The sequence below is a fragment of the Microbacterium sp. MPKO10 genome (assembly GCF_026107415.2).
In the GTDB taxonomy this organism is placed as follows: domain Bacteria; phylum Actinomycetota; class Actinomycetes; order Actinomycetales; family Microbacteriaceae; genus Paramicrobacterium.
Genome location: NZ_JAPCHX010000001.1, coordinates 797066 through 821038, shown reverse-complemented (window position 1 = coordinate 821038; position 23973 = coordinate 797066). Strand labels below are relative to the sequence as shown.

Below are 23973 nucleotides of genomic sequence, written 5' to 3'. Positions count from 1 at the left end.
TGTCCTCCCGTGTAGCGTGTGCGGGTTCAGCGCACGCGGTGAATGGTGATGCCCTCGGTGGGCAGGGTGTGCGGGGACGGCGGCTGGGTTCCGGGCAATGCCGCCGCGGCGGCACCGTATTGGATGGCGCGCCTCAGCCGCTCCTCCGGCGAGCGCCCCTCGGTATGGGCCAGAAGGTATCCGGCGAGCGCGCTGTCACCCGCGCCCACCGTGCTGGCAACGCGGATGGCAGGCGCCGTCCCAACCCAGGTGCCGTCACCGTCAACGAGCACGGCGCCGTCGGCTCCGAGCGTGATCAGGGCGCTGCGCACGGCTCCGGGGACGAGTTGCTCGGCCAGCGCCAGCGCCGCTTCGGCTCCTCCCGTCACCGTGCCGCCGGAGGGGGCGCCGACAAGCTCGGCGAGCTCTTCGGCGTTCGGAGTGACAAGGTCGGGCGCGGCGCTCGTGACGACGGCGTGAAGTGCGGCTCCGGCAGTGTCGACAGCAATGCGCGGCGACTTCGTGCCCAGGCGTTCACGCACAGCCGTGATCACGTTGACGTAGAAGTCGTCGGATGCTCCGGGCGGAAGTGATCCGGCGATAACGAGCCAGTCGGCTCCGCCGCACACGTCAACGAGCGCATCGATGAGCTCACCAGCATCCGTCGTGCCCAGTGTGGCACCGGGAAGGTTGACTTTCGTGGTCTCGCCCTCGGGATCGACGAGGGTGATGTTCGACCGGGCGGCACCAGAGATGGGGACGCGCCGCGCACTGATGCGCGCGTCGCGAAGGGCGCCGTCGTACGGGTCTGTGTCGTCCAGAGGGAGCACGGCGACAGTGTCCGCTCGTGCAGCGGCGACAGCACGTGAGACGTTGACGCCTTTGCCACCGGCATCTTCACGCGTGCCCAGTGCCGTGTGCACGTGACCGGGTGCGAGTGGGCCGCCCAACTCGATCGTCTTGTCGAACGAGGGATGCGCCGTGAGTGTCACGATCATGCCAGTCGCACCTCAACATCCGCGTCGCGCAGTGCCTCGGCGAGTGTGCCTGTGGGCTGCTCATCGGTGACGAGCACGTCGATGTCGTGGAGGGTGGCGAAGCTGACGAGCGATTCGCGATCAAACTTGCCGGCATCGGCGACGACGACCACGCGTCGCGCCGAGCGGACGATCGCTGTCTTGACCGCTGCCTCGTCGACATCGGGTGTGCTGAGGCCGAAGTCGGCCGACATACCGTTTACACCGACGACGGCGATGTCGGGGCGCATGCCCTCGATCGAGCGGACGGTGCCGGCCCCGACGGCAGCGGAGGTGAGGCCGCGTAGGCGACCGCCGATCAGCGTCAGCGAGACGTGCGCCAGTTCTGAGAGCGGATGCGCGATCGCGAGCGAGTGCGTGACGACCTCGATGCTTCCCCCGCTGAGGTCGTCAGCAAGTTCTCCGGCGGCGGCTGCCGTCGTGCTGCCGGCATCGAAGAAGATTGAGCCGTCGAACCCCGGCGGAATGAGGGAGCGGGCGCGGCGCCCGATCGCGGCCTTGGCGGCGCTATGTTGCTCGCGGCGGTCAGAGAGTGACGGCTCGTTCGTGCTTGCGTTGTCGGCGGGAACCGCTCCCCCGTGCACGCGGCGCAGAATGCCGGCCGTCTCAAGGTGATCCAGGTCGCGCCTGACGGTCTCGGGTGTGATGCCGAACCGTTCGGCAAGGTCGACGACCGTCACGCGGCTGTCATCGTGCAGCAGCCGCTCGATGATCGTGTGGCGCTCCGTTGCGTACATGGGCATCCTCCCGAAGTTTCAAACAAGATACAACACTTCGATCTGTGTTTACAAGTGTTTGTCTTGTTTTATCTTCGTTTAATGCGTCCGGATGCTGTCCCACGCAGTTCCCGTTACGACCTGCGTCCGGCACGCGAACCGCACGAAGTACCTCTCTGCGCTGTCCCAGAGACCAGCCACTCCTTGTGCTTGACGTCACCCAGCACTCCGGGCGAGAGGCAGAACCCCGGGACGGGTGTCGGGCAGGTGCCGCGGCCAGGGTGACGCACCGATGTAATCACTGCTCGACGGGCTGTAATCACCGTTCGAGCACGTTCACCCACCCGGCTGACACACAAACGGTTTGTCGCGCAGTCCTAGTCTCGTGTCGCCTTCAGACTGGCGCCATTCACAGAACGGCCGCCAGCCACCGTGTCGTCGTCGGCGAGCATGGGAAGCACGAAGACGTCGTCCGCGTCGATGTCGATCTGAAGCAGACGCACGCCCAACGGCTCAAGCCACTCATCGAGTCGGGATATTGCCGCCCCGGCCGTGCGCGGCATCCGCGTCGGACTCTTTCCCGGGACACGCAAGCCGAGCTTGTCACATGCGAACTGCATGAGCTTTGTGGCGTCTTCGGGTTGCACGCCGTCCCAGTTGAGCATGACGACCGTGCCATCGTTGACCGCTCTGTCGAGCACGGCATCGGCGTCTCCGGCGAGTGCTTCACCGTTGACCGGTACGACAAGGGCGGCAACGTCGGCGACCTCGAGCTCGCCGGCCTCGGTTGCGAATGCGTGGGGCACTCGGTTCTCGGCGGGTTCCAGCACCTTTGGCGGAGTCGGCTTCTTCCACGGACCGGGAAGCTTGGTCTTCGACGGAACCGATCGCACCCCGATCTCACGCGCATGGTCAATGAGATCGGCGGGGTACGGTGTGGAGTCGCGAACACCGCTGTCCTCGACGCCCCTGGGCTCACGAGACGCTCTTGGGTAACGTCACCTCGAATGTCTGTCGAATGAAAGCGACGTCAGCCGCGTCGGCGATCTCTGGGGTGGCGGGAAGGTCTGGAGTGGACGGGGTCACCCCAAACAGCAGCCCCAGTGTGCGCTGAAATACCGTCACACCGAGTATGCGTTCGGCAACATCGTCGGCTTCCGTGGCCTGGAGGCCGAGGTGACCCTCGAGATAGCCCGACAGTCGCACCGCGGGCGCGTGGAAGAAGACTTCATGGAGTTGCGTGGCGGCTTGAGGAAACTGACTGGCAACCGTGATCCCCAGCCGACACGTCTGGACACCAGACTCCCAGCTCAGCATCTGTCGAAAGCGAGCACAATACAGAGCCACGGCCTCAACAGGCTCCTCGGAGTAAGTCTCCGGAGTCCGCATCCGCCCCTGAAAGAGTTCGTCGATGTGATCCACAACCGCGAGGAAGAGTGCCTGTTTTGTGGGGAAGTGCGCATACAGCGATCGCTTGGATGTCGCCGCTCGCACAGCGACAGCATCCATCGAGGTCCGCTCGAATCCTGTTTCGAGAAATGACTCCTTCGCCGTGTCCAGGATGTGGTCACGGAGGACGTCACCGCGTCGCACCATGTTGTTCCTCCTAAAAGTAAACGGTACAGTAGAGTTTACTTGTCCCGCTCATCGAACAGGAGTTTCCCCATGATAGTCATCACTGCCCCCACCGGTCGGATCGGAAGCAAGCTTCTGACCACCCTTCTCGCGCACGACGAGCCTGTGCGCGTGATCGCTCGCGATCCAGAGAAACTTCCGGCCGCGGCACGCGAGCGTTTCGAGGTCATCGTCGGGTCGCATCGCGATCCGCACGTCCTTGACGCGGCACTGCCGGGTGCCAACGTCCTGTTCTGGCTGATGCCGGCCGAGAAGGCAGCGCACAGCATCTACGATGCATACGTCTCCGCGAGCATCCCGGGCGCTGAAGCCGTGCATCGGCATGGCGTCGAACGTGTGGTCATGATTTCCGCTTTGGGTCGCGAGAGCGGAATCTATGGCGGGCATGTGTCGGCTTCACTGGCGATGGAGGATCTGTTCCGCTCCACCGGCATCCATGTGCGGGCACTGGCGAACCCGACCTTCATGGACAATTTCCTTCTGCAGATCCCGGCCATCAAGAACGGCGTGATCACAGGCACCCTGCCCGCGGACCTCCGTCTCCCGATGGTGGCGACGAAAGACATCGCGGCTGTCGCCTCGCGGCTTCTGCTCGACCGTGCCTGGACGGGTCAAGACACCGTCGAGGCGATGGGGCCGGACGATCTGTCGCTCAATGACATCGCTGAGACTCTGTCAGCCGTTCTTGGCAGGCCCATCCGCTTCCAGCCGGGTGATCGCGGGGCCGATAAGCAAGCGCTCATCGGCTATGGTTTCTCGGATGCTGTTGCTCAGGCCATGATCGACATGGACATCGCCAAGGAACGCGGCATCGACCTGGTCGCCTCGCGCACTGCTGAGAACGCCACTCCCACCACGTTCCGCGAGTTCGCCGAAGACGTCATCACACCGGCACTGTCCGCATGACGGGCACTCTCAGCCATGTGCGCAGGGGCCGGTGGGTTCTCGGGCTCACCGCGACCGCACAGTTTGTCCTCCAGCTCGACGTCGCCATCGTCAACGTGGCGCTGCCAACCGTGCAACACGAGCTCGGGTTCAGCTCTGCGGGACTGCAGTGGGTTGTCACGGGCTACGCGCTCCCGTTCGGCGCACTTCTCCTTCTCGGCGGACGCCTCGGAGATATGATCGGCCACCGCCGCGCACTCATAGCCGGGCTTGTCGTGTTTGGCCTCAGCTCTCTTAGCGGCGGTCTCGCTGTTGGGCCCGGCATCCTTGTGGCATCACGACTTGCACAGGGCGCCGGCGCCGCGCTTGTTGCTCCCGCAGCACTGGCACTCCTCACCGACCACTACACAGAGCCGAGGGAGCGCGCACATGCGATGGGGATCTTTCAAGGCGCTGTCGCCTGCGGTGCACTTGCGGGCATACTCGCCGGGGGTTTTCTGACCGAGTACGCCGGATGGCGATGGGTGCTCCTCATCAATCCGCCGATCATCGTGCTTCTTCTCGTCTTCGTCCTCTGGCGAATTCCGACAATGCACGGCCGACGCGGCGTCGGCCTCGACCTCCCCGGAGCCCTCATCGTGACTGCCGCAATCGCCGCCCTGATGTTGGGCGTCAATCAAGGCGCGGAACACGGCTTCGGCACCTGGAAGGTCTGGATGCTCGTTTCCCTCGCTGCCGTGCTCGTCGGGACGCTCACCATCATTGAACGGCACGCTTCCGAACCCATGCTCCCGCCCGAGCTCTTACGCAGGAATCGCGCCGTCATTCTCGGTGCTGCCCTCGCCATCGGCGCCGTCCTGGCCGGCTACATCTACTTCGTCTCGCTCTACCTGCAACGGGTCCTCGACTTCTCCCCGGCGCAAACCGGACTCGCCCTTGCGCCCGCCACCGCGATGGTCATGCTCATGTCGACGCAGGTCTCTCGACGAGTCCTGGGGCTCATCGGAACCACCGGGCAGCTGGTCATCGCTCTCGGACTGATGGGCATAGGGCAAGGCTGGCTCGCGTTCGTCGATACGGACGGAACCTACCTCGCCGATGTCCTTGGTCCGATCCTCATCACGTCGGCTGGCATCGGCCTTGCGCTCCCCGCCGCTTCGCTCGCGATCACCAGCGGAGCCGCACCTCACCAACGCGGAATCGCTGGCGCTCTGTTTGTTGCCAGTCAGCAAACGGGAAGCGCTATTGGTCTTGCCGCACTCGCGACGGTGGCGTCTGCGCAGACGGCAGTCACTGGCCACCTCGTGAGTGGGTATCAGCGTGCCTTCCTCGTCGTCGCGGTTGTGGCGATTGCCGCGACAGTGGCCGTCGCCATCTGGGCTCGCCAACGGCGAGAGTGAGTGACGAGCGCGGGTCATGGGATGCGCTCCATCGTCGCCGTGGTGGGTGCGTCCTTCGAAGGTCGCAACTGCCACGCCCGCGAGCAACGTCCTCGGTCGCTACTTGGTCGTTGCACGCGCAACCGCGACGAGCTCTTACTGCCTCGCACTTATACGCACACGGGAGTATCTCGCCTGACTGCTCAGATCCGGGTCGATTCGCGTCCGGCGTTACTCGGGTTTTCGCCTTCGAGGTGCCTCCAAGCCAGCACCTGCCCTGAGAACCTTGTGTATACGAACACAGCAATCGATCCGACGAACCACTCGCTTCTACGTTGGCATTTCCGGACCCTCCGGACCGGCGCCCGGCACCGGATAGTAGACCGGCGGCATATCCTCCCACGATGACGGGAAAATCAGGAGGTCGTCGTAATGATGCATAGCAATGCCGCCGAAGGACGATTCCGCGCTGAATGCGTCATACACCTTGTCGAGCTCAGCCTCCATGTACGTGCGACCTTCCTCCCAGAAGGTCACAGTTTCCGGATCACCGCCACCAGACAGATCCTTTGACTCGACACCGAGAACAACTGAGTTAGGTTTTCCGATCTGGTTCGCATAGTCGATCTCGTTCTGTGCCTGCGCGATGATTCCCGCGCTGCCTTCCGCTGCGTCCCGGTAGTCCATGATCGATACGTAATCGGTCATGTCTTGGATGTGCTCGCTCAACGGCTTGGTCACTCCGTGCCACGTCACGGTTGTGCAACATGACGATGTATCCAACCAGCGCGGAATCGCGGGCCCAACCAGCACCGGAAGGCCAGAGGCATCCCGACGCTCGATCAGCGTCTGAAGCACCTCAAGCCATCGCACCGGAAGGTCATTTCCGGGCACCTTCCACTCGGAGAGGATGTATGGCTCAATATCGACGTTGATTCCGTCGAAGCGCGCGTGCTCCGGGACAGCCAGATTGTAGTTGAGGACCTTCTCGAACTCAGCGACGGCGAAGTGCTGAAACTGCTCCAACGCACCCAGGTACGGCGGCTGAGTTCCGCCGGCCACCGTGGCCTGCACGTGATAGCCACGGTCTTTGGCCCACGTCACGAACGCCGCCACCTCGTCTCGTGAGTCACGAAGCATGTCTTTGTCGCCGTAACGACCGACACCGAGGTAGATGGTGCGGATCGGGTCGGAGCCGAATGTACCTGTGTCGTCCATGACTGTGCCCAGACGATCGCGTGCGTCCTCGTCGAAGACGGCTTCATATGCTGCCCGTTCCCAGATCCACATCGCGCGATCCTGCTCGTAAACGTACGGGGCCTCGGCTTGTGCGCCTCGGAACGAGACATACGTCGTTGGCGCTTCATCTGAGTGTCCATTCGCACTCACCGCACGGGCTTCGATGCTCGCAAAGTCAACTCTTGCCGCAGGGAATGTTGCTCGATACTCTCCAGGCGAGTGCGGCAGCGCGACGGCGTGACGCCACCTACTGCCGTTCACGCGCACCTCCACCCGTTCGACCGTGTGCTCGGATTCCACATTCACCCGTACTTTCAAAATCCGCGTGTCATGGTCACCCTCCTCCGGAGACACGATGGTGACGTCGGGGCGAGATTCCGAGGGGTTATCAATGTCGACCTCGAGGAACGCCGACCATGTTGTGTACCTCGTCGTCAAGTCTCGCCCGCGCACAGCCAGATCCAGCCGCCCGTCTCTCTCCGATATGTCGAGGTCTACCGTCCACGTGCCCGATTCGCCGACCGTTTCGATCGGCAGCAGTTCTTGCGCACCGACCACGAGCACCAGTTCGGAAGCATTCGAGAAGGTTCCCTCAACAGTGAGGGTCTCGCCTTCGACCGTCGACTCGTCTACGGGTGATGTGATCGCGATCGACGTTTCGTCAGCTTCCGCTGCGGGCGTGTCGGCTGTGATGATCAGGCCACTCGTGAGAAGGCTCACGAGCGCCAACATTGATGTCCAGCGCGTGCGTATCATTGCTCTCTCCTTCCGCCTCGCGGCATGCGCAGGCCTCGTAATAGTCACCATGGCGCGGGACTCGCTCGCTGGCGCCCGATTGACGCTCATCCCTTCACCGCTCCGGCCATCATCCCGGCACCCAGACGACCTTGGACGATAAGGAACAGGATGACGACTGGTACAGAGATGAGCGTCGCGCCCGCCATGATTCCCGCCCAGTCCGTCGCCGACAAGTCGCTGCTGAAGGTCTGCAACCAGAGTGGAAGCGTTGCCTTGCTGGGCTTGGTCATGACGACAAGGGCAAGAGTGTACTCATTCCACGCTTGCAAGAACGAGAAGACGGATGCCGTGACAATACCCGGACCGAGCAGAGGCAATGTGACACGCATGAACGCTCCGAATCGACTGCAGCCGTCGACCATTGCCGCCTCCTCGAGCTCGGGTGGAATGCCGTGTATGAAGCCTCGCAGGAGCCAGACGGTAAACGGCACGATGGTGCCGATATACAGAATGGAGAGCCCACCGACCGAGTTGAGAAGGTGCCAGTCGTCGAGCATTCGGAACTGCGAGATGAACAGCGCCTCAGACGGAATCATCTGAACGATCAACACCAGAAGAATGATCAATCCGCCGCCTCTGAAACGGAACCTGCTCACGGCCACGGCGGCGAGGAATCCGAAGAAGACTGCAATCACAACAACGACTGCTGTGACTCCAGCGCTCATCCCGAGGGCTGACCAGAAGCCGTCATCGATAAGGATGCCGGCAAAGCTGTCAAGTGACAGCGGAAAGGGGAAGAACCGGGGAGTGCGCGAAAACAGATTCTCGTTCTCGGAGAGTGCCGTATTGACCATCCAGTAGATCGGAAACACCAGCACGAGTGCGGCAATGGCCGCGACACCGTTCCAGATCCGGCGCTGCCCGTCGGCACGATTCCCGAGCGTGCGCCGGCTGCGCACTGGAGCGACGGCCGGAATATCAGTGGTCTTCGTCAGAGACTGCGCGCTCATTCGGTAGCCTCCTTCTGTTGCGCGAACATCTTCGCGATGTATCTCCAGGTGAGTAACAGGGTGAGGATGAGGACGACGGTTGCGAGTGCCGAGGCATCCCCGTAGGACCCCTGCCCAATACCGACGCGATAGATGTAGGTGCCGAGAAGGTTGGTCTCGTCGACGGAGACGCCAGCCTGCTGAAGCACGTATATCTGAGTGAAGACACGAAGATCCCACACGATCTGCAACAGCCCGACGATCATCACGGCGGGAGTGATGAGCGGCAGAGTCACCTCTCTAAAGCGCTTCCATGGTCCAGCGCCATCGAGATCCGCGGCTTCGAGCACTTCTGTCGGCACCTGGGTGAGCGCCGAATAGATCATGAAGATGATCAGAGGGAGACTCCCCCAGATCACGGCAAGGGCGGCAATCGTGAAGACGCCGATCGTCGTGGATGTCCACGGGTACGCGGCCATGTCGGGGAAGCCGACTCGGGCGAGAACCCAGTTGACCAACCCGTACCGCGCATCGAACAGCCATTGCCAGATCACCATCGTCACGAGAGCCGGCATGGCCCAGACGAGGAGCAGAGTCACCTGCAGCGCAATTCGGGCCCATGCACTCACCTTGGTGAGCAAGAGCGCGACTAGCATGCCGATGACCATCGACAGAGACGCGCTCACCGCGCAGAACAGCACGGACCGCACGAACACTATCCACATCGACGGATCAGTCATGATCTGCGCGTAGTTCGCGAAGCCCACCCATTCAGGAGCCGCGCCGAACTGCTGCTCGAGACCGTAATTCTGCAGCGACATCACGAACTGTTGCAGAAGTGGCCATCCCAGCGCGACAACGACCGCGAGGATCAGCGGCGCGACCAAGAGGTACGGAAGCACGGCTTCTCGAATACGGCGCCGACGCCGGCGAGAAACGGGCTTGCGCGGGGCAGCCGCGGGGGCTGCCCCTGCATCAAGAGCGGGTGCTGTCGTCATCATTCGGCGTTCAGTGTCTCTTCGATCTTCGCGCTGATTCGTTCGATCACCGCGTCAATGTCGTCTCCTCGAGCAATGTCGGAATAGAGCTCGACGGGAATGTTGTTGCCCTCGACGATCGCCCAGTTCGATGCCGCTGGCGTGAGCTCGGATGTCTCGGCGATATCCTGCTGCAACTGTGCGTCGACGATGTCGCTCGGAATGTACGACGCGTAGGTTGAGTTGCCAGGCACCCATCCGGAATCCTCTGCGAGTTGACTCATGAACCCTTCGCTCATGATGAGCTTCAGCGCCTTCTTCGCCAGTTCTTGCTGGGATGAGTTCGCCGAGATGGCGACGTTCGAGCCGCCGAGGAACTGATGGCTCTCACCGCCGGCCTCGACAGGAGGAAGTGCCATCACGCCGGTGACGTCGCGAAGCTCGTCGGAAATGCTCTCCTGAGCGAAGACGCGGTATGAGAACATCGCCACTTCGCCGTTGTTGTACGGTACCCAGGGGTTTCCGGCCGTCTCCTTGGCATCCAACGCCCCGAGCGCAGATGTCTGCCAGACGGTTTGGAGCTGCTCGAGGGCGGCCTTTGCTTCTGGTGTATCGAGTCCGCTCACCCACGTTCCGTCTTCCTCGTGCGCATAGTTTGCGCCATGGGTGAACAACCACCCCTCGAGTCCGTGAATGTCGGCAACCGGAAGATAGATTCCCTTGAACCCTTTCGTGTTGTCTGGGTTCGCCTCCTGTATCGCTTCAGAAGCCGAGACGAGATCGTCGAGCGTTTCCGGCTTTTCGATACCTGCCTTCTCGAAGAGGTCGGTGCGGTAGTACATCACGCTTGTGCCCGCGTAAAGCGGATAAGCGTAGGTCTTGCCGTCGAGCGTCGCAGCTTTGACGAAACTTTGGATCAGATTGTCGCCGTCGACGTCATCGTACATGTCAGTCAGGTCGGCGAGAGCACCGACATCCGCGAACGTGGCGGTCTTCGTATTGCCGATCTCCACGATGTCCGGAGTCTCTGATGCGCTCGCGAGCGATGTTTGCAATCGCGAGACGATGTCATCCCAGGGCTGCATCTCGACAGTGAGAGTCGAGCCTGGGTTCTGCTGCGCGAATTCTTCTTCCAGCCACGCCACGGCGTCCTCCGACACCGAATCTTGCATGAGCCAGACTCGCAGGTCGCCGGTCTCACCGTCTCCGCTGCCCTCTGCGCTGGCTGAACACCCGGTCACGGCCAGCACCGCAGCAAGTGCGGCAGCCGCTGCGGTCAATCTACGTTGTGCCATTCTCGATCCTCCATGATCTTCTGGCCGGACTTCGATGCCCGACGAACACGTGTGATCCAATCGAAGTTCACGGTATCGTGCAATCGGTTGCATTACAATAGGTGTCGGCCTAGAGAGTTTGTAACATTTGTATTTCTAAGGGCTTATCTGGGGAAAGGAACGCAGTTCTAATCCCGCGCACAATGGTCATTTCGAAGGAGTTCGACGCTCTAATGCGACTGGTTGCTGTTTTTATTGTTCCCTTGACAACATCGAACGCACCTGCTCGAGCAAAGTAATTGGCGCAATCAACTGTTCAGAGGGGATCGGCTGCTGACCTGTTGCGAGCATGTCAGCGAACGCGTCGACGCCCGGTTGCACGTAGTCTTCCCCCAGTCGGATATCGGTGCTCACCACACCGTGGCTTCCGACAGCGGTTGCACGAAATGGAACGCGTCCAATCTCGTCTGGCCTCACTAGCTCGAGCGTCACGAGAATGTCACTCGTTCGGTGTCGTACGATCACCGAGTCTCGGGATCGCACGCACTCGATGTCCTGCGGCGGCCCGGGGACCAGTCTCTGCGCCACGTCCGCCGCGTGGATGCCATAGAAGAAGATGCCGCTGTACGGGCTGTCAGCGTCTGCGGGGCCGGTCACGGTCACTGCCTGCAGGTCGCCGATTGAGGCGACCTGCGCCACAACGGCATCCGTGTCGGGCACCCACCGCAGTGCCGACGACGACGTGACGACAGTACCGCCGCGCTGGGCCGCGGCGATGATCTCCTCCGCGTCAGCGACGCTCGCTGCGAGGGGCTTGTCGACCCACACAGGTATACCAGCTTCGAGAAACGGTACTGCATCACTGCGATGCACGGCTCCGTCTCGTGAAGTGATGATCAGTGCGTCCACGCCTCCGATCAACTCGGCAGAGCGAGCGACCACCGTGTCGATCGAGCCAAGTCGTGCCAGTTCTCGCGTCTGGTCTTCGTCACCCCCCACGAGAGCGGTAATTCGCACGGGCACGTGCTCTGGTTGCTTCACGTTGAGATAGCGGATGATCTCCTCTGCATGACTGTTCTCGATACCGACGATGCCGACGCGCTTCATGTTCATCTGTGTCATCCTCATTCACTCGCTGATGCCGACGGGCTGCCCCGTGCGGGCAGATTCATAGACGGCAAGAACCACCTCGAGCGCCCGTCGCCCATCTGCGGTGGTGATGGCCGGAGCCCGCTTCGAGCGAATCGCGTCCAGCACATCGAGATACTGCCGATGGTGGGCGACGTCGACCGAACTCCAACCAGCGGGAGTCTCACCTTCGCTCAGAGCTTCTGAGTTCGGTCGCGGTGACGAAACAGACTCAAAGAATGACAGTCCGTCGTTCTCCATGACGGCCGTGCCCTTGTCGCCGTGCAGAGCGAGGCGCACCGGCAACCCCGGGTAGGCAGCTGTGCTGGCGAGCATCAACCCGATGGCACCACTCGCAAACTCGATCGTGGCGCCAGCGACATCTTCCACCTCAATTCCCTCGTGCGCGAGACGACCGGTTCTCGCGCTGACCGAGATCGGATCTCCGAGCATCCACAACAGGAGGTCGAGCGCGTGGATGCCCTGATTCATCAGTGCACCGCCACCGTCAACGGCGAGAGTTCCCCTCCAGTCTCCCGAGGAGTAGTACTCCTGCGGGCGAAAGAACGCAGACTCGACAACACCGGAGGTCATGCGTCCCAGGTCTCCGCTTGTCACCGCGGAATGGAGGAAAGACGCGACGGGCTGGAACCGGCGCTGACTCACGACGGATACTGTGCGCCCCGTCGCCTTTTCTGCCGCTATCACCCGATCTGCTGCCTCCAGCGTGACATCGATCGGCTTCTCAACGATGACGTCAACGCCAGCCTCCAGTGCCTCGACCACAGCATCCGCGTGATAGGCACTGGGCAGGCAGATCGCGGCAACATCAATGCGCTGCGCACGGTAGGCGTCTAACGCGGATGTGTATGGACGGACGCCGTAGTCGGCAGCGAGAGAGCGCGCGCGAGCATCATCGAGATCGACAACAGCAGCGAGAGCTCCAGCGGATCCGAGGCGCGCGGTGAGCCGCGCGTGAACGGCTCCGATCACCCCCGCCCCGACGATCGCGATACGTAACGTCTCAGTCATGCTCTCTCCTGTCGTGGGTGGTGCTGAACGTGTGCGTTCTCGTGCTTCTCGGCGCCTTGCCAGACCTGCAGTGCACCTTGCTGGTCGGCCGAGCGCTGTGCCAGCAGCGCCAGTCGTGTGGCCGACACCGACTCCCGGGTGCCGACCTGCGGGACGTCGCCCACGGCGAAGGCGTCCAGTGCCTGCTCTGCCGGGCGAAAACCTCGAGGAAGCTCCAGGTTGCGCGACTGTCGTTCAGACGTCGTCACGTCCACACGACCTCGCGCCCAGAAGACCTCTGCAGTCCCACGTGTTCCGACTATTCGCAGGCGATAATCACCGTGGATGTCGGATGCCTGTGGCGTCAGCCAGCTCACCTCCGACGTAATGACCAAATTCGGCGCCGACACACTCGCGACACCGAACAGCTCGAAGTCTGCGGCATTCTCGAGCGAACCCGCAGTGACTCCGCGCACGGCTCCCGCGTCCAGCGATACGAACATCAACGCAGCATCGAGGTCATGCACCGCAAGATCTGCGAGGATGCCGCCATACTGACATCTGTCAAAGAACCACTCTGGGCGCGTGTCGACGTTGATTTTGTGCGGTCCGGATGACGTAATGCCATGAATGTCGCCCAGCTCGCCGCTGCGCACCACAGACAGCGCTGCAATCGTCTCGGGATATCCGCGTTTCTCCAGCAGGAGATTCACGGAGCGCCCTTCTTCCCGAGCCGCGATCTCGATCGCGTCGAGCTCGTCGAGGGATGTGCAGAGAGGCTTATCGGCAAGAACGTGAGCTCCAGCGCGCAACGCCGATATGACGTGATCACCTCGAGCACCATAGATACCGGCGATCACGGCTATATCGATTTCTTCTGCAAGGAGACCCTCAGAATCCGCGAAGGCGGGCACACCGTGTGACCGAGCGTACTGTTCGGCTATGACGGGGTCAGGGTCGTACACCCCGACAAGTGTGAAGTCACGCCGCTCGTCTCGCCTGAGCTCATCGAGTACATACTCCACGTGCGGATGTGCCGCACCTATAATCGCGATCCGAATCATGGGCGCTAGTCAACCATGCGACCGGTTGCATGGTCAACTGATGTCGTCTCGCGCTTTGTCGGACGTGGCACGAACGACGAGGTGCGTGGCAATCGCGACGCGGGCTTCAGACCGCTCCCCGCTGCTGAGAACGGCGAGAAGAAGCTCGGCCGCCGCGTCACCGGCCGCTGCCGAAGCGGCTGAGATCGTCGTCAGCGCCGGGTGCGTACCCGACGCGAGTGTGTCATCGCAGCCAATTACGCTGATGTCTCGCGGTACGTCGATCCCTCGCAGAGCAAGCCCGGCCATCACGCCCTGGGCAACGACGTCATCAAAGGCGATGACAGCTGTTGCACCGGAGGAGAGGATGCCGCCGACTGCATCCCGGCCGGCGGCGGAACTCGGGCGGCCGAGTTCTTGAATCGTCACCTCGAGCCCCGCGCGCTTTGCCGCACTCAGCAGGGCGGCACGTCGCTGCTGATCAGACCACGATTCTCGCGGGCCAGACAGGTAGACAAGCGATCGGTGCCCGTGACGCTGCAGATGCGCGACTGCCTCGTCAAGGCCGCCACTTGGGTCGATGAGCACACGGGCCAGACCGGAGATATCGCGGTTCACCAGGACAACAGGACGTGTGGCGTCGAGTTCGCGGATACGTTGTTCGTCGAGTCTGGGCGCGGCAAGAACAAACCCTTCGACCTGCGCGCTGAGACGCGACGTCAGGTTGGCTTCCCGATCGGCAATCTCGTCCGAGTCGCCAAGGAACACGGCGAAACCTGCGGCATCCGCAAGTGTCTGTACACGCCGAACGAGCGGAGGGAAGAAGGGGTTCGCGATGTCTGGAACGACGACAGCGACATTGCCGAAGCGCCCTGTCGACAGGGCGCGAGCGGCATGGTTCGCTACATATCCGAGCTGGGCTGCAGCCGCTTTGACTCGTTGAACTGTCTCTGCGCTGAGCAGCTCCGGGCGGCTGAACGCCCGGGAGACAGTCGATCGGGATACGCCAGCGACCCGAGCGATGTCGCCGATTGTCACTGACGTCGTTGATGCTTTGCTGTTGCCGGTCACAACTGACACACTATGCCCGACTTGTCCTGTCGCGCGTGAACTGCGCGAATCTCAACGCTGCAATGGAGCACTCTCGCTTCTTCTCTGAGCAATGCTCACGCACTTTGTACTTGACTTTGCAAACGGTTGCACTAGTCTTTCGAATCATGAGCACGACGACCTTCAGTTTGCACGCCCACACCACACGCAGCGCGATGGGCGCGGCCGCTGCGCGATCCGCTGCCGAAATTCTGCGTGCCGCAGTTTCGGAACGCGGCAGCGCGAGAATGATCGCCGCCGCCGCTCCTAGTCAGCTTGACGTCTATACGGCCCTCTCTGCCGAACCAGACATTCCTTGGGATCGCGTGACAATCCTGCACATGGACGAATACATCGGCCTGGACGCCCGTGCACCGCAGCGCTTCTCAAACTGGCTCCGTGAGAACCTCGTCGATGCGGTTATGCCCGCCGCTTTCCACCCGATGCGCACCGAGCTCGGGGCTGCTGCGGCGACAGCGGAGTACACGGCGCTCCTTGACGAGGGCCCTATTGACCTCGTCTGTCTGGGGATCGGCGTCAACGGCCACATTGCATTCAACGACCCCCCGGATGCCGACTTTGACGATCCGATCGCGATACGCGACGTCCAACTTGACCTCGCCAGTCGCGTGCAGCAAGTCGACGACGAATGCTTTGTCACTCTCGATGCCGTTCCCACCGACGCCCTCACGCTGACGATCCCTACACTGATGAAGGGCGCACACCTGGTCTGCGCCGTACCTGATTCGCGGAAGGCGGCCGCCGTGCGCGCACTCGTCGAGGAACCGGTGAACGCCGACTGGCCGTGCACGGTACTGCGCAGACATCCGCATTGTGAGATACACATCGACCCCGATGCCGCGTCATTGCTGGATAGCGTCTCGGCGACATATGTGCCGGAGTTGCGATGACGGGCCAGACACTGCGTGGTCGGAACGCACTCGGCACAGGGGGAGTGGAAATCGTTGTCGAGGACGGGCGGATATCGGCGTTCACGCCGATCGCCGACCCGGGGCCAGATGCGCTCTGGATTGGGCCGGGCCTCATCGATCTTCAGGTGAATGGCCATCTCAACGGCGACGCAAATGCGCGTGAGCCGTCAGCCGCCAACATCCGTGACATGGTGCTGAGCCTGGCCGCACGTGGCGTGACCAGGTTTCTGCCCACCGTGATCACTGCGTCTCCGGAGGAGATGCTTGCGCGCATACGAGCGATAGCCGACGCCGCGCAAATCGAAACAGCGACGTCATACGCGATCGCCGGCATTCACGTTGAGGGGCCAAGTTTGTCTGATCAAGACGGCCCGCGCGGCGTGCATCCCCAGGAACACATCCGCCCGCCGGAGATCTCCGAGCTTCAGCAGTGGCTTGACGCATCTGAAGGATTGCTGCGCGTCGTGACGTTATCGCCCCATCACCCCGGAACAATCGAGGCTACGAAGTTCCTCGTGTCTCACGGTGTGCACGTTGCGATCGGCCACACTCATGCCGACCACGACCAGATCGCCGCTGCGGTCGACGCGGGCGCTACGCTTTCAACGCACCTCGGCAACGGAGCGCACTCGGTGCTTCCCCGGCATCCGAACTACCTGTGGTCACAGCTGGCAGAACCACGTTTGGCCGCTGGAGTGATCGCCGACGGTCACCATCTTCCAGATGCGACACTCGCCACGATTCTCGCCGCAAAGCGCGACCATGGGATATTCCTCGTCAGCGACGCTGTCGCGACTCCGCCCGCCCTGCTGGATGGCGGCGAATCCACAGTTGGTGGTGGCGTGTACTTTGCCGATGATGGAGCGCTGCGCCACGTCTCGACAGGATTCCTCGCGGGCTCCGCTCAGACGATCGATGTCGGAGTAGCGACAGTGGCCCGCATCACAGGCTCGCTGGCTCGTGCCGTCACTCTCGCATCGGTGGCGCCAGCGCGCGTACTCGGGATTGAACCCTTTTGGTCGGTCGGTGCCCGCGCCGATGTGATGCTCTTCGACTGGGCTCCGGGCGACCGCCAGGTGACGCCGCAGACAGTGCTGGTGGCGGGGTCTGCCGTTGCGCGCTGAGAGAGCACGTGAGCAGCTTCCCCGACACAATCGACGCGAGGTTCGTCGACCTCGTGTTCCACGACACGGTTGACCCGAGCCTGGTGATCGCCGAGTTCCGTTCGACATGCACTGCACTCTCTACCGGCAAACCGTACGAGCAGACCTGTATCTCTGTGTTCCTTACAAATGACCAGGCGCTCATCACCCACGACATGGACTCCTGGAATCCGCTCGTCGCGATTGAAGCGCTCACTCCCGTCGAGACACCAGCCAGTGAGGACCTCAGCGTGACCTTTAGCGGCTGAGACGCGCTGTGGTTAACTGCTGACCATGCCTGCCCCCGGTTCAAGAATCAAGAGTGATGAGCGGAGCCGTGCTGTTGTCGCTGCCGCGATCGAGTGCTTTGCGCGCAAAGGATTCTAAGGCACGACGACCCATGAGATTGCAGATGCTGCAGGCATCTCTCAGCCGCTCCTCTATCGTCTATACACGAACAGAGAGACGCTCTTCGCTTCAGCAGTCGACCGAGTCTCCGAGATAATGGCCGAATCCGGCTGCAGAAGGGCAGAGACCCGCACTCAACAAGGCTCGAGAAGCCTATGCCGCGCTCATCAGCGGCCACACGATCCTGCGGCTCCTTATGCACGCCAACTGTGCCGCCGAGGAACCGCTGGTGGCGGACGCCGTACGCAGTTGTTACGCCAAGCAGGTTGAAACTGTTCAAGATCTCTTGGGCAATGACGGCGCGGACGTGCGTGATTGGTCTGGAGCCGGAATATTGGCCAACGTCGTCTCGGTGCTGGGACTCGACGATATCGATGCGCCGTGGGCACGGACTCCCTCCGCTCGGTGGCTCTCTACCCCAGACGGTGCGTTCGCCAGCCTATGGCCCGGCCGACGGCATCCTGCCACCGTCGCAACGAACTCACGTATCCAGAGGCCACGATTGCAGAGCGACATGCGCGACCTGTGCAAGCGTGTCGCGGTCAACACCACTCGCTGCCTGCACGGCGATGCCGTTCCCGACAGTCACGAGGTAACGACCCAACAGATCGGGGTCGGCATCCTCAGAGAGATCGCCCTCTTCCCGTGCGCGACAGAACCGCTCTGCGAGAAACGCAGCCGCGTCGTTACGCCATGCGGCGAGCCTCTGCTGGGTTCGACGGGACCCTGGCGCTACCGCCAAACCGGCCTGCACCCCGAGGCATCCTGCCGGGTCTCCGGGTTGAGTCGTGGCGTTGACCGCCCCAGCGAGGAACGCCGAAGCGACGTCGTGGGCCGTGGGTTCCTGAAGTGCTCGGACGGCGTAGGAAGCGGGCCCGTCGGAGTATCGCTGTAAGGCCTTGAGGAAAAGTGCTTCTTTGTTGCCAAACGCGGCGTACATGCTCGTACGCGTGATCCCCATCGCCGCCGTCAGCTCATTGAGGCTTGCTCCGTCATAGCCGTGCTCCCAGAAGACGCGCATCGCGCGGTCGAGTGCCACATCCTCGTCAAATCCGCGAGGTCGGCCTGGTTGAGCCTTCGCCTTCATGACTCCCAGTGTAGCAGTTTAGTACCGGTCGATACAGATATGCTACGCTCCTATTCGGTATCGATCGGTACTTAAATAGTTTGTGGTCGCAGATCACATCTCGAGAACGAGAGTAGGGCACGATGGGCCAGTTGGACGGTAAGACGGCAGTAGTGACGGGCGGCAATGCTGGGATCGGCCTGGCCACGGCTAAGCGGCTCGCCGCTGAAGGTGCCCACGTATTCATCACGGGCAGACGCGAGACCGAGCTGAAAAAGGCTGTCGCCGAGGTCGGCAACGCAACTGCGGTGCCTGGAGACGTCAGTGTTGCGAGCGATGTTGATCGCCTCTACGAGCGTGTGCAGGAGCGAGGGCGAGGGCTTGACGTACTGTTCGCCAACGCTGGCATCAACGCAATCGTGGGCTTGGAGGAAACGACGGAACAAGTCCACGACTCTATCTTCGATATCAACGTCAAGGGCACATTCTTCACGATTCAGAAGGCCCTGCCGTTGCTCACGGACGGCGCGTCGGTGATCCTCACAGGTTCAACAGCGGGCGATGGCGGGGCCGCAGGAATGAGCGCCTACGGTGCGTCGAAGGCAGCGGTGCGTGCCTACGCACGAGCGTGGACGAGTGAACTCGCCCCGCGCGGGATCAGGGTGAACGTCGTCTCGCCCGGCCCCATTGATACGCCGTTCTGGGAAACAGCGTTCGGCAAGCGCTCAGGAGAGATGATTGCCGGAGTTGCTGACGGTATTCCTGCGCGGCGAGCCGGCGATCCGGACGAAGTAGCGGCCGCCGTCATCTTCCTCGCCTCGTCCGAAAGCAGCTTCGTCTACGGCACAAATCTTTACGTCGACGGTGGATTGGGACAGATCTAGCTGTGCACATCCGAGAGGGCGGCCAGGTGGCACCATGAGCGAAACTATCGGAGTCGGAATCGTCGGGCTGAGTGCACGTGGGGGCTGGGGCGCCGCGGCCCACCTCCCCGCGATGGACGCGGCTGGCGGGTTTGAGCTTCGTGGCCTTGTGGCGAGTTCGGCCAACGCCGGCCGTGCGGCGAGTGAACGGTTCGGGGCACGATCGTACGGTTCGGTCACGCAGTTAGCGGGAGCCGACGATATCGATCTCGTTGTGATCACCGTGAAGACACCGCGCCATCGTGAGCTCGTACTCGCCGCAACTGATGCCGCCACGTCGGTCTTCTGCGAATGGCCATTCGCCGTGAACCACCAAGAAGCGGTTGAGATGGCGAATTCGGCACAGGGTCTTCTCACCTTTGTGGGCCTGCACGGGAGGTCCTCGCCCGCTTTTCGCTGGATCACCGACCTGGTGGCGGACGGTTACGTCGGTGAGGTGCTTTCGGCATCCGCCCTCTCGACCGTCTCCGAATGGGGCTCTCCGCTCCTCCCGCAGGCACAGTACACGCTCGACCGAGACCAGGGAGCGTCGATGCTGGGCATCGGGTTTGGCCACGCCATCGATCCGGTGCTGATGGCGACCGGAGAACTGCGCGACGTTGTGGCCACCACTGCTCTCCGCCACCCGTACGTGCCCCTGCGACCGACGGGAAAGCTCGTGCCCATGACAGCGGTCGACCAGATCGCCATCTCGGGCATGCTTCCGGGCGGGGGCGTCCTTTCGGCCCATCAACGGGGTGGCACGTCATCAAGCACTGGATTCACAATGATCATCGACGGGTCGGAAGGCTCGCTTGAAGTGTCGGCGGCCAATCACCCGCATATCTCTCCGCCGACCATCCGCGGAAGACGCGGCAGCGGCCCCATGATTCCACTGCAGATGCCACCTGCTTACGACAGATTTCCCGGCCTTGCCGGCACAGCGATTCACACGCTCGCCCACGCATACGCGGGTATTCGCGACGAATTGCGCGGCGCCGCCAGTACGGTGCCAAATTTCGGTCATGCTGTGGCACGCCATCGACTCTTGGACGCTATCTCTGAGTCCGCCGCCGCAGGAGAGCGGGTCCAGCTCTGATGCACGCACGATCGATAATTTATGAATCCGATTGCGAAACGCTCTCACCGCGTTTTCTCATGTGGGTCAGACTCGGCTACTCAGCCATGAGCACCAGGGTGCGCAGCGCGTTCAAGGTTGCGAATCAGCTCTTCGCGGTTCTGACCGTCAATGCTCCTGCGCCACATCGGAGTGCCCGGTGCGCTTCGCCACGATTCGCTCAGCGGACTGTTGTCCACCGCGTCATATCCAAGGTCGTCGTAGAACCGAGTCACGAGTTCCACCGCTGCAAGGTCATCGCTCGAGACGACGAGTGCCTTTCGATCGGGCGCTCCGGCGGGTCTCGCCAGACGCAGCAGCGCTGGCTCTCGATCGCGCGGAGTGCGAACCTCGAAGCGCGCATGAAATTGCACATGCGAGAACGCCTTGACGATCGTGGATCGCGGAAGCTGCTCCTGTCGCAGCTCATGCACTGTCTTGAGCCCGCTATCAACCACAGGGAAGTTCCCGTCCCGCCAGACCATGTAATTGTTGTTGTCGATCACGACCTTGCCCGCAAGCTCATCGTCGGGCAGCCTGTGACTAGGCGTATAGGGAAACCCGATGAATGCGAAATCGGCTGCCGCAGCGGCATCCTCAACGCTCGCAGCACTCGCCCGCGAACCCAATTGGCAGGAAATCTCCACCAACGTTTCTGGGCCTCGCGAGTTCGCGAGCACGACGTCGTATCCAGCAGCAACTGCAGCACGCGCAAGCGTGCTCCCAGCCTGACCTGCTCCCAGGATGCCAAGGGTTGTCATGATCGCGTCTCCCTGCCTGCCGCCGCGCCGGCGACTCTCAATAGTTCTCGTGTGAGCATCGACCTTCCGCTCACGACCTCATGGTATTTCGGCGCGAACACGCGATACCAGGCCCTGACAGGACCCTGTCTTGAGAGGGCTCTGGAGCAGCTGAAAACGCCTTCATAGTCTCGACAATGCTGGCACGAGCATGGGTTCACACGCTCGCCGCTCAATACAAGACCACTGTGAACGGCGCTGCCGTTTCACACCGCACCAATCGAAGGATGGAATCGTGACGAGCACGACTGAGGAAGAATCCGCATCACAACTGCACAAGCCGGGCTCGTGGGCAGGGGTGATCTCTCTGAGCTTGGGGATCTTCGCGATCGTCATGTCGGAGTTCCTACCGGCGAGCCTGCTGCCGCGTATCGCCGACAGCTTGAATGTCAGCGAAGGTGCGGCTGGCCAGACCGTGAGTATAACTGCGTTCGCAGCGGCGCTCTCTGCGCTTCTCATATCGGTAGTTTTGCCTCGCGCTGACCGCCGTCGAGTCATGATCGGGCTCACTGTGCTTGCCGTCGTGTCCAACGTGATCGTCGCGCTGGCACCCAACCTCTACGTGCTCCTGGGAGCTCGCCTTCTGGTCGGCATCGCACTCGGCGGATTTTGGGCAATGGCGACAGCAATGGCCGCCACTCTTGTACACGCGGACCACGTTGGCCGCGCATTGACAGTCATCAACGCCGGCGTCTCCCTCGCAACTGTTGCAGCTGTGCCGCTCGGTTCGTGGCTCGGCGAACTGTGGGGGTGGCGCGGCGTGTTCTACCTGGCCGCCGGCGTCGCTCTGCTGGCGCTGATTGTGCAGGCCGCCACGCTTCCTCGAGTCATACCCACCGCAAACAGCAGCCTGCGCGCTCTCGGATCCGTCCTGCGTTCCTGGATCGTCCTCGGCGGACTATTCGCCGTGCTGCTCATTTTCGGAGGGCACTTCAGCGGCTTCACCTATATTCGTCCCGCCTCCCACGACATGGCCCAGATCGACGCGGGCACGTTTGCGGTTCTGCTCCTGGTCTTCGGCATCACCAATTTCCTGGGAACGGCGCTCGCCGGACCGCTGGCCGATCGCAGCCCGCGTCTCGGCATCCTTCTCTTTCCCGGCATATTGGGTGTCGGGATGCTCGTTATGCATCTGACGGGTGCATCGGTCGTTGGTCTCTTCATCGCTGCAGCGCTTTGGGGCTTCGGTTTCGGAGGCGTTCCCACGACCGTGCTGAGTTGGGGCGCACGAACAGAGCCCACTCGGCTGGAGCAAGTCGGCGGGGTTATCGTCACCGTGTGCAATATCGCCATCGCTGTGGGCGCGGGATTCGGCGGCATCCTCATCGACACCATCAGCAGCAGTGCACCGCTGCTGGTCGGCGGTCTCGCGGCGATCACGGGGTCTCTCATCCTGACGAGCCTGCATCGCCGCTGAACTCGATCAGCGCCTTCGAGCCCGCTCAATTCGCCGGGCCGCCACAGCGACCGGTCGTGACTCGACAGATAGGGCAGACCTCTTGCATCTCATGGCAAACCATCTAATATTAGATGGCAAGCCACATGAATGGGAGATGCGCATGAAACGCGAAGAATCGCTGGGGTACCAGGTCAACCATCTTGCTCGGTTGATGGAGCTCCGCCTGCGCGACCGAATTGCCGCGACCGGAGTGGTACCGGGGCAGTTTGCTCAGCTGCTCGCGTTGTTCGAAGAAGACGGCCTCTCGCAGCGCGAGCTGGGCCTGCGAGTGCAGGTCGATCCGTCAACCATGGCGCACACACTACGCCGGATGGAACGTGACGGGTTGGTGCAACGCGACGTTGACCCGGCAGACCGCCGCCGAGTCGTGGTCACCCTGACCGACCATGCTCGCTCGCTCGAGGCAACTCTCACGGCGGCGGCTGAAGAGACCAACGCGGAAGCCACTCGCAGCCTGTCGCCAACGGAACAAGGACGCCTGCTCAAATTGGTCGGCAGCGTGATCGCTCAACTGCAGTCCGACGACGCCAGCGAGGTGCAGTGATGTGGCGACGCATGCACCCTCTGTCCGGAATTGTCGCATTGCTCACCATCGCATCCTTCTGGGTCTCTACTGTGATCTCAGAGCTGAGCGGTTCTGAGCAGGCGATCATCGCTGTCAAACAGGTGATTCCGTGGGGGCTTCTGCTTCTCGTGCCCGCGCTCGCGCTCACCGGTGCGAGCGGGTTCACACTCGGCCGCGGTGATACGTCTGCCCTGATCGCATCGAAACGTCGTCGCATGCCGATCATCGCAGCCAACGGCATCCTCGTACTTGTTCCCTGCGCACTCACTCTGGCGTTGATGACCCGCGATGGCGAGCTGGATGCTTGGTTCTACCCAGTTCAAGTCATCGAACTCATGGCGGGTGCGGTCAATGTCGCACTTATGGGGCTCAATGCGCGCGATGGGATGCTGTTGACAGGCCGCGTCGCTCGTCTGCGCGACCCGTCGTCGTAGGACGCGAATGGGTGGACCCTCACGTTCTT

24 protein-coding genes and 1 pseudogene are annotated in these 23973 nt (G+C 62.2%); 11 read left to right on the top strand and 14 right to left on the bottom strand.

The features are described from left to right. Positions 1-26: 26 nt before the first annotated feature. From OK352_RS03880 to OK352_RS03865, 4 genes are all read right to left on the bottom strand, one after another. Positions 27-977, bottom strand: coding sequence for a hexose kinase (locus tag OK352_RS03880; RefSeq protein ID WP_265140073.1), 951 nt, complete (start codon positions 975-977; stop codon positions 27-29). After that, entirely contained in the window at positions 974-1753 is a 780-nt protein-coding gene (locus tag OK352_RS03875; protein WP_265140072.1) for a DeoR/GlpR family DNA-binding transcription regulator, read from the bottom strand. Before OK352_RS03875 ends, OK352_RS03880 begins: the two co-directional genes overlap by 4 nt. Positions 1754-2109: 356 nt before the next feature. After that, positions 2110-2625 carry a hypothetical protein gene (locus OK352_RS03870; RefSeq protein ID WP_265140071.1) on the bottom strand — a complete coding sequence of 172 codons (516 nt, stop codon included), beginning with the start codon at positions 2623-2625 and terminating at the stop codon, positions 2110-2112. A gap of 82 nt (positions 2626-2707) precedes the next feature. Further along, on the bottom strand, positions 2708-3328 hold the full coding sequence (locus OK352_RS03865) for a TetR/AcrR family transcriptional regulator (protein ID WP_265140070.1): 621 nt from the start codon (positions 3326-3328) through the stop codon (positions 2708-2710). Positions 3329-3397: 69 nt separating this feature from the next. Here OK352_RS03865 and OK352_RS03860 point away from each other — a divergent pair, with 69 nt between their 5' ends. Together OK352_RS03860 and OK352_RS03855 are read left to right on the top strand one after the other, a co-directional pair. After that, complete coding sequence (locus OK352_RS03860; protein ID WP_265140069.1) at positions 3398-4273, top strand: NmrA family NAD(P)-binding protein; 876 nt, start codon at positions 3398-3400, stop codon at positions 4271-4273. Next, entirely contained in the window at positions 4270-5652 is a 1383-nt protein-coding gene (locus OK352_RS03855) for an MFS transporter (protein WP_265140068.1), read from the top strand. The genes OK352_RS03860 and OK352_RS03855 overlap by 4 nt, the downstream gene beginning before the upstream one ends. A gap of 309 nt (positions 5653-5961) precedes the next feature. Here the strand turns inward: OK352_RS03855 and OK352_RS03850 are convergent, their stop codons facing one another. From OK352_RS03850 to OK352_RS03815, 8 genes are all read right to left on the bottom strand, one after another. Next, positions 5962-7626, bottom strand: coding sequence for a hypothetical protein (locus tag OK352_RS03850; protein ID WP_265140067.1), 1665 nt, complete (start codon positions 7624-7626; stop codon positions 5962-5964). A gap of 86 nt (positions 7627-7712) precedes the next feature. Continuing rightward, a complete protein-coding gene (locus tag OK352_RS03845) occupies positions 7713-8618 on the bottom strand; it encodes a carbohydrate ABC transporter permease (RefSeq protein WP_265140066.1) in 906 nt (301 codons plus the stop codon). Continuing rightward, positions 8615-9598 (bottom strand): carbohydrate ABC transporter permease, encoded by a 984-nt coding sequence (locus OK352_RS03840; RefSeq protein WP_265140065.1) that lies wholly within the window; start codon positions 9596-9598, stop codon positions 8615-8617. The genes OK352_RS03845 and OK352_RS03840 overlap by 4 nt, the downstream gene beginning before the upstream one ends. Beyond that, positions 9595-10869, bottom strand: coding sequence for an extracellular solute-binding protein (locus OK352_RS03835; RefSeq protein WP_265140064.1), 1275 nt, complete (start codon positions 10867-10869; stop codon positions 9595-9597). Before OK352_RS03835 ends, OK352_RS03840 begins: the two co-directional genes overlap by 4 nt. 231 nt (positions 10870-11100) lie before the next feature. Further along, positions 11101-11961 carry a Gfo/Idh/MocA family protein gene (locus tag OK352_RS03830; RefSeq protein ID WP_265140063.1) on the bottom strand — a complete coding sequence of 287 codons (861 nt, stop codon included), beginning with the start codon at positions 11959-11961 and terminating at the stop codon, positions 11101-11103. Between the two features lie 15 nt (positions 11962-11976). Then, positions 11977-13008: a Gfo/Idh/MocA family protein gene (locus tag OK352_RS03825; protein ID WP_265140062.1), complete on the bottom strand. Its 1032-nt coding sequence runs from the start codon at positions 13006-13008 to the stop codon at positions 11977-11979. After that, on the bottom strand, positions 13005-14051 hold the full coding sequence (locus tag OK352_RS03820; protein ID WP_265140061.1) for a Gfo/Idh/MocA family protein: 1047 nt from the start codon (positions 14049-14051) through the stop codon (positions 13005-13007). The genes OK352_RS03825 and OK352_RS03820 overlap by 4 nt, the downstream gene beginning before the upstream one ends. A 33-nt stretch (positions 14052-14084) precedes the next feature. Continuing rightward, a complete protein-coding gene (locus tag OK352_RS03815; protein ID WP_265140060.1) occupies positions 14085-15101 on the bottom strand; it encodes a LacI family DNA-binding transcriptional regulator in 1017 nt (338 codons plus the stop codon). Positions 15102-15247: 146 nt separating this feature from the next. Here OK352_RS03815 and OK352_RS03810 point away from each other — a divergent pair, with 146 nt between their 5' ends. The 4 genes and pseudogenes from OK352_RS03810 to OK352_RS17685 all read left to right on the top strand — a co-directional run. Then, positions 15248-16030: a 6-phosphogluconolactonase gene (locus OK352_RS03810; protein ID WP_265140059.1), complete on the top strand. Its 783-nt coding sequence runs from the start codon at positions 15248-15250 to the stop codon at positions 16028-16030. Continuing rightward, the gene (locus tag OK352_RS03805) at positions 16027-17175 is read left to right on the top strand and encodes an N-acetylglucosamine-6-phosphate deacetylase (protein ID WP_265140058.1); all 1149 of its coding nucleotides are present in this window, start codon (positions 16027-16029) and stop codon (positions 17173-17175) included. Before OK352_RS03810 ends, OK352_RS03805 begins: the two co-directional genes overlap by 4 nt. Before the next feature lie 8 nt (positions 17176-17183). Next, the gene (locus OK352_RS03800) at positions 17184-17462 is read left to right on the top strand and encodes a nuclear transport factor 2-like protein (protein ID WP_265140057.1); all 279 of its coding nucleotides are present in this window, start codon (positions 17184-17186) and stop codon (positions 17460-17462) included. Between the two features lie 130 nt (positions 17463-17592). Next, positions 17593-17871: pseudogene (locus OK352_RS17685) on the top strand (hypothetical protein); the annotation flags it as partial. A gap of 211 nt (positions 17872-18082) precedes the next feature. On the opposite strand, the gene OK352_RS03795 reads toward OK352_RS17685, so the two are convergent. Continuing rightward, entirely contained in the window at positions 18083-18688 is a 606-nt protein-coding gene (locus tag OK352_RS03795) for a TetR/AcrR family transcriptional regulator (RefSeq protein ID WP_265140056.1), read from the bottom strand. A gap of 122 nt (positions 18689-18810) precedes the next feature. Here OK352_RS03795 and OK352_RS03790 point away from each other — a divergent pair, with 122 nt between their 5' ends. Beyond that, positions 18811-19551, top strand: coding sequence for an SDR family NAD(P)-dependent oxidoreductase (locus OK352_RS03790; RefSeq protein ID WP_265140055.1), 741 nt, complete (start codon positions 18811-18813; stop codon positions 19549-19551). A 34-nt stretch (positions 19552-19585) separates the two neighbouring features. Beyond that, positions 19586-20668 (top strand): Gfo/Idh/MocA family protein, encoded by a 1083-nt coding sequence (locus OK352_RS03785; RefSeq protein ID WP_265140054.1) that lies wholly within the window; start codon positions 19586-19588, stop codon positions 20666-20668. Positions 20669-20748: 80 nt separating this feature from the next. On the opposite strand, the gene OK352_RS03780 is transcribed toward OK352_RS03785, so the two are convergent. Beyond that, on the bottom strand, positions 20749-21447 hold the full coding sequence (locus tag OK352_RS03780; RefSeq protein ID WP_265140053.1) for an NADPH-dependent F420 reductase: 699 nt from the start codon (positions 21445-21447) through the stop codon (positions 20749-20751). A 274-nt stretch (positions 21448-21721) separates the two neighbouring features. Here OK352_RS03780 and OK352_RS03775 point away from each other — a divergent pair, with 274 nt between their 5' ends. The 3 genes from OK352_RS03775 (at position 21722) to OK352_RS03765 (ending at position 23944) form a co-directional block, all read left to right on the top strand. Then, a complete protein-coding gene (locus tag OK352_RS03775) occupies positions 21722-22903 on the top strand; it encodes an MFS transporter (RefSeq protein WP_265140052.1) in 1182 nt (393 codons plus the stop codon). 142 nt (positions 22904-23045) lie between these two features. Further along, complete coding sequence (locus tag OK352_RS03770) at positions 23046-23489, top strand: MarR family winged helix-turn-helix transcriptional regulator (RefSeq protein WP_265140051.1); 444 nt, start codon at positions 23046-23048, stop codon at positions 23487-23489. Between the two features lie 11 nt (positions 23490-23500). Beyond that, a complete protein-coding gene (locus OK352_RS03765) occupies positions 23501-23944 on the top strand; it encodes a hypothetical protein (protein WP_265140050.1) in 444 nt (147 codons plus the stop codon). The last annotated feature ends 29 nt before the right edge of the window (positions 23945-23973 follow it).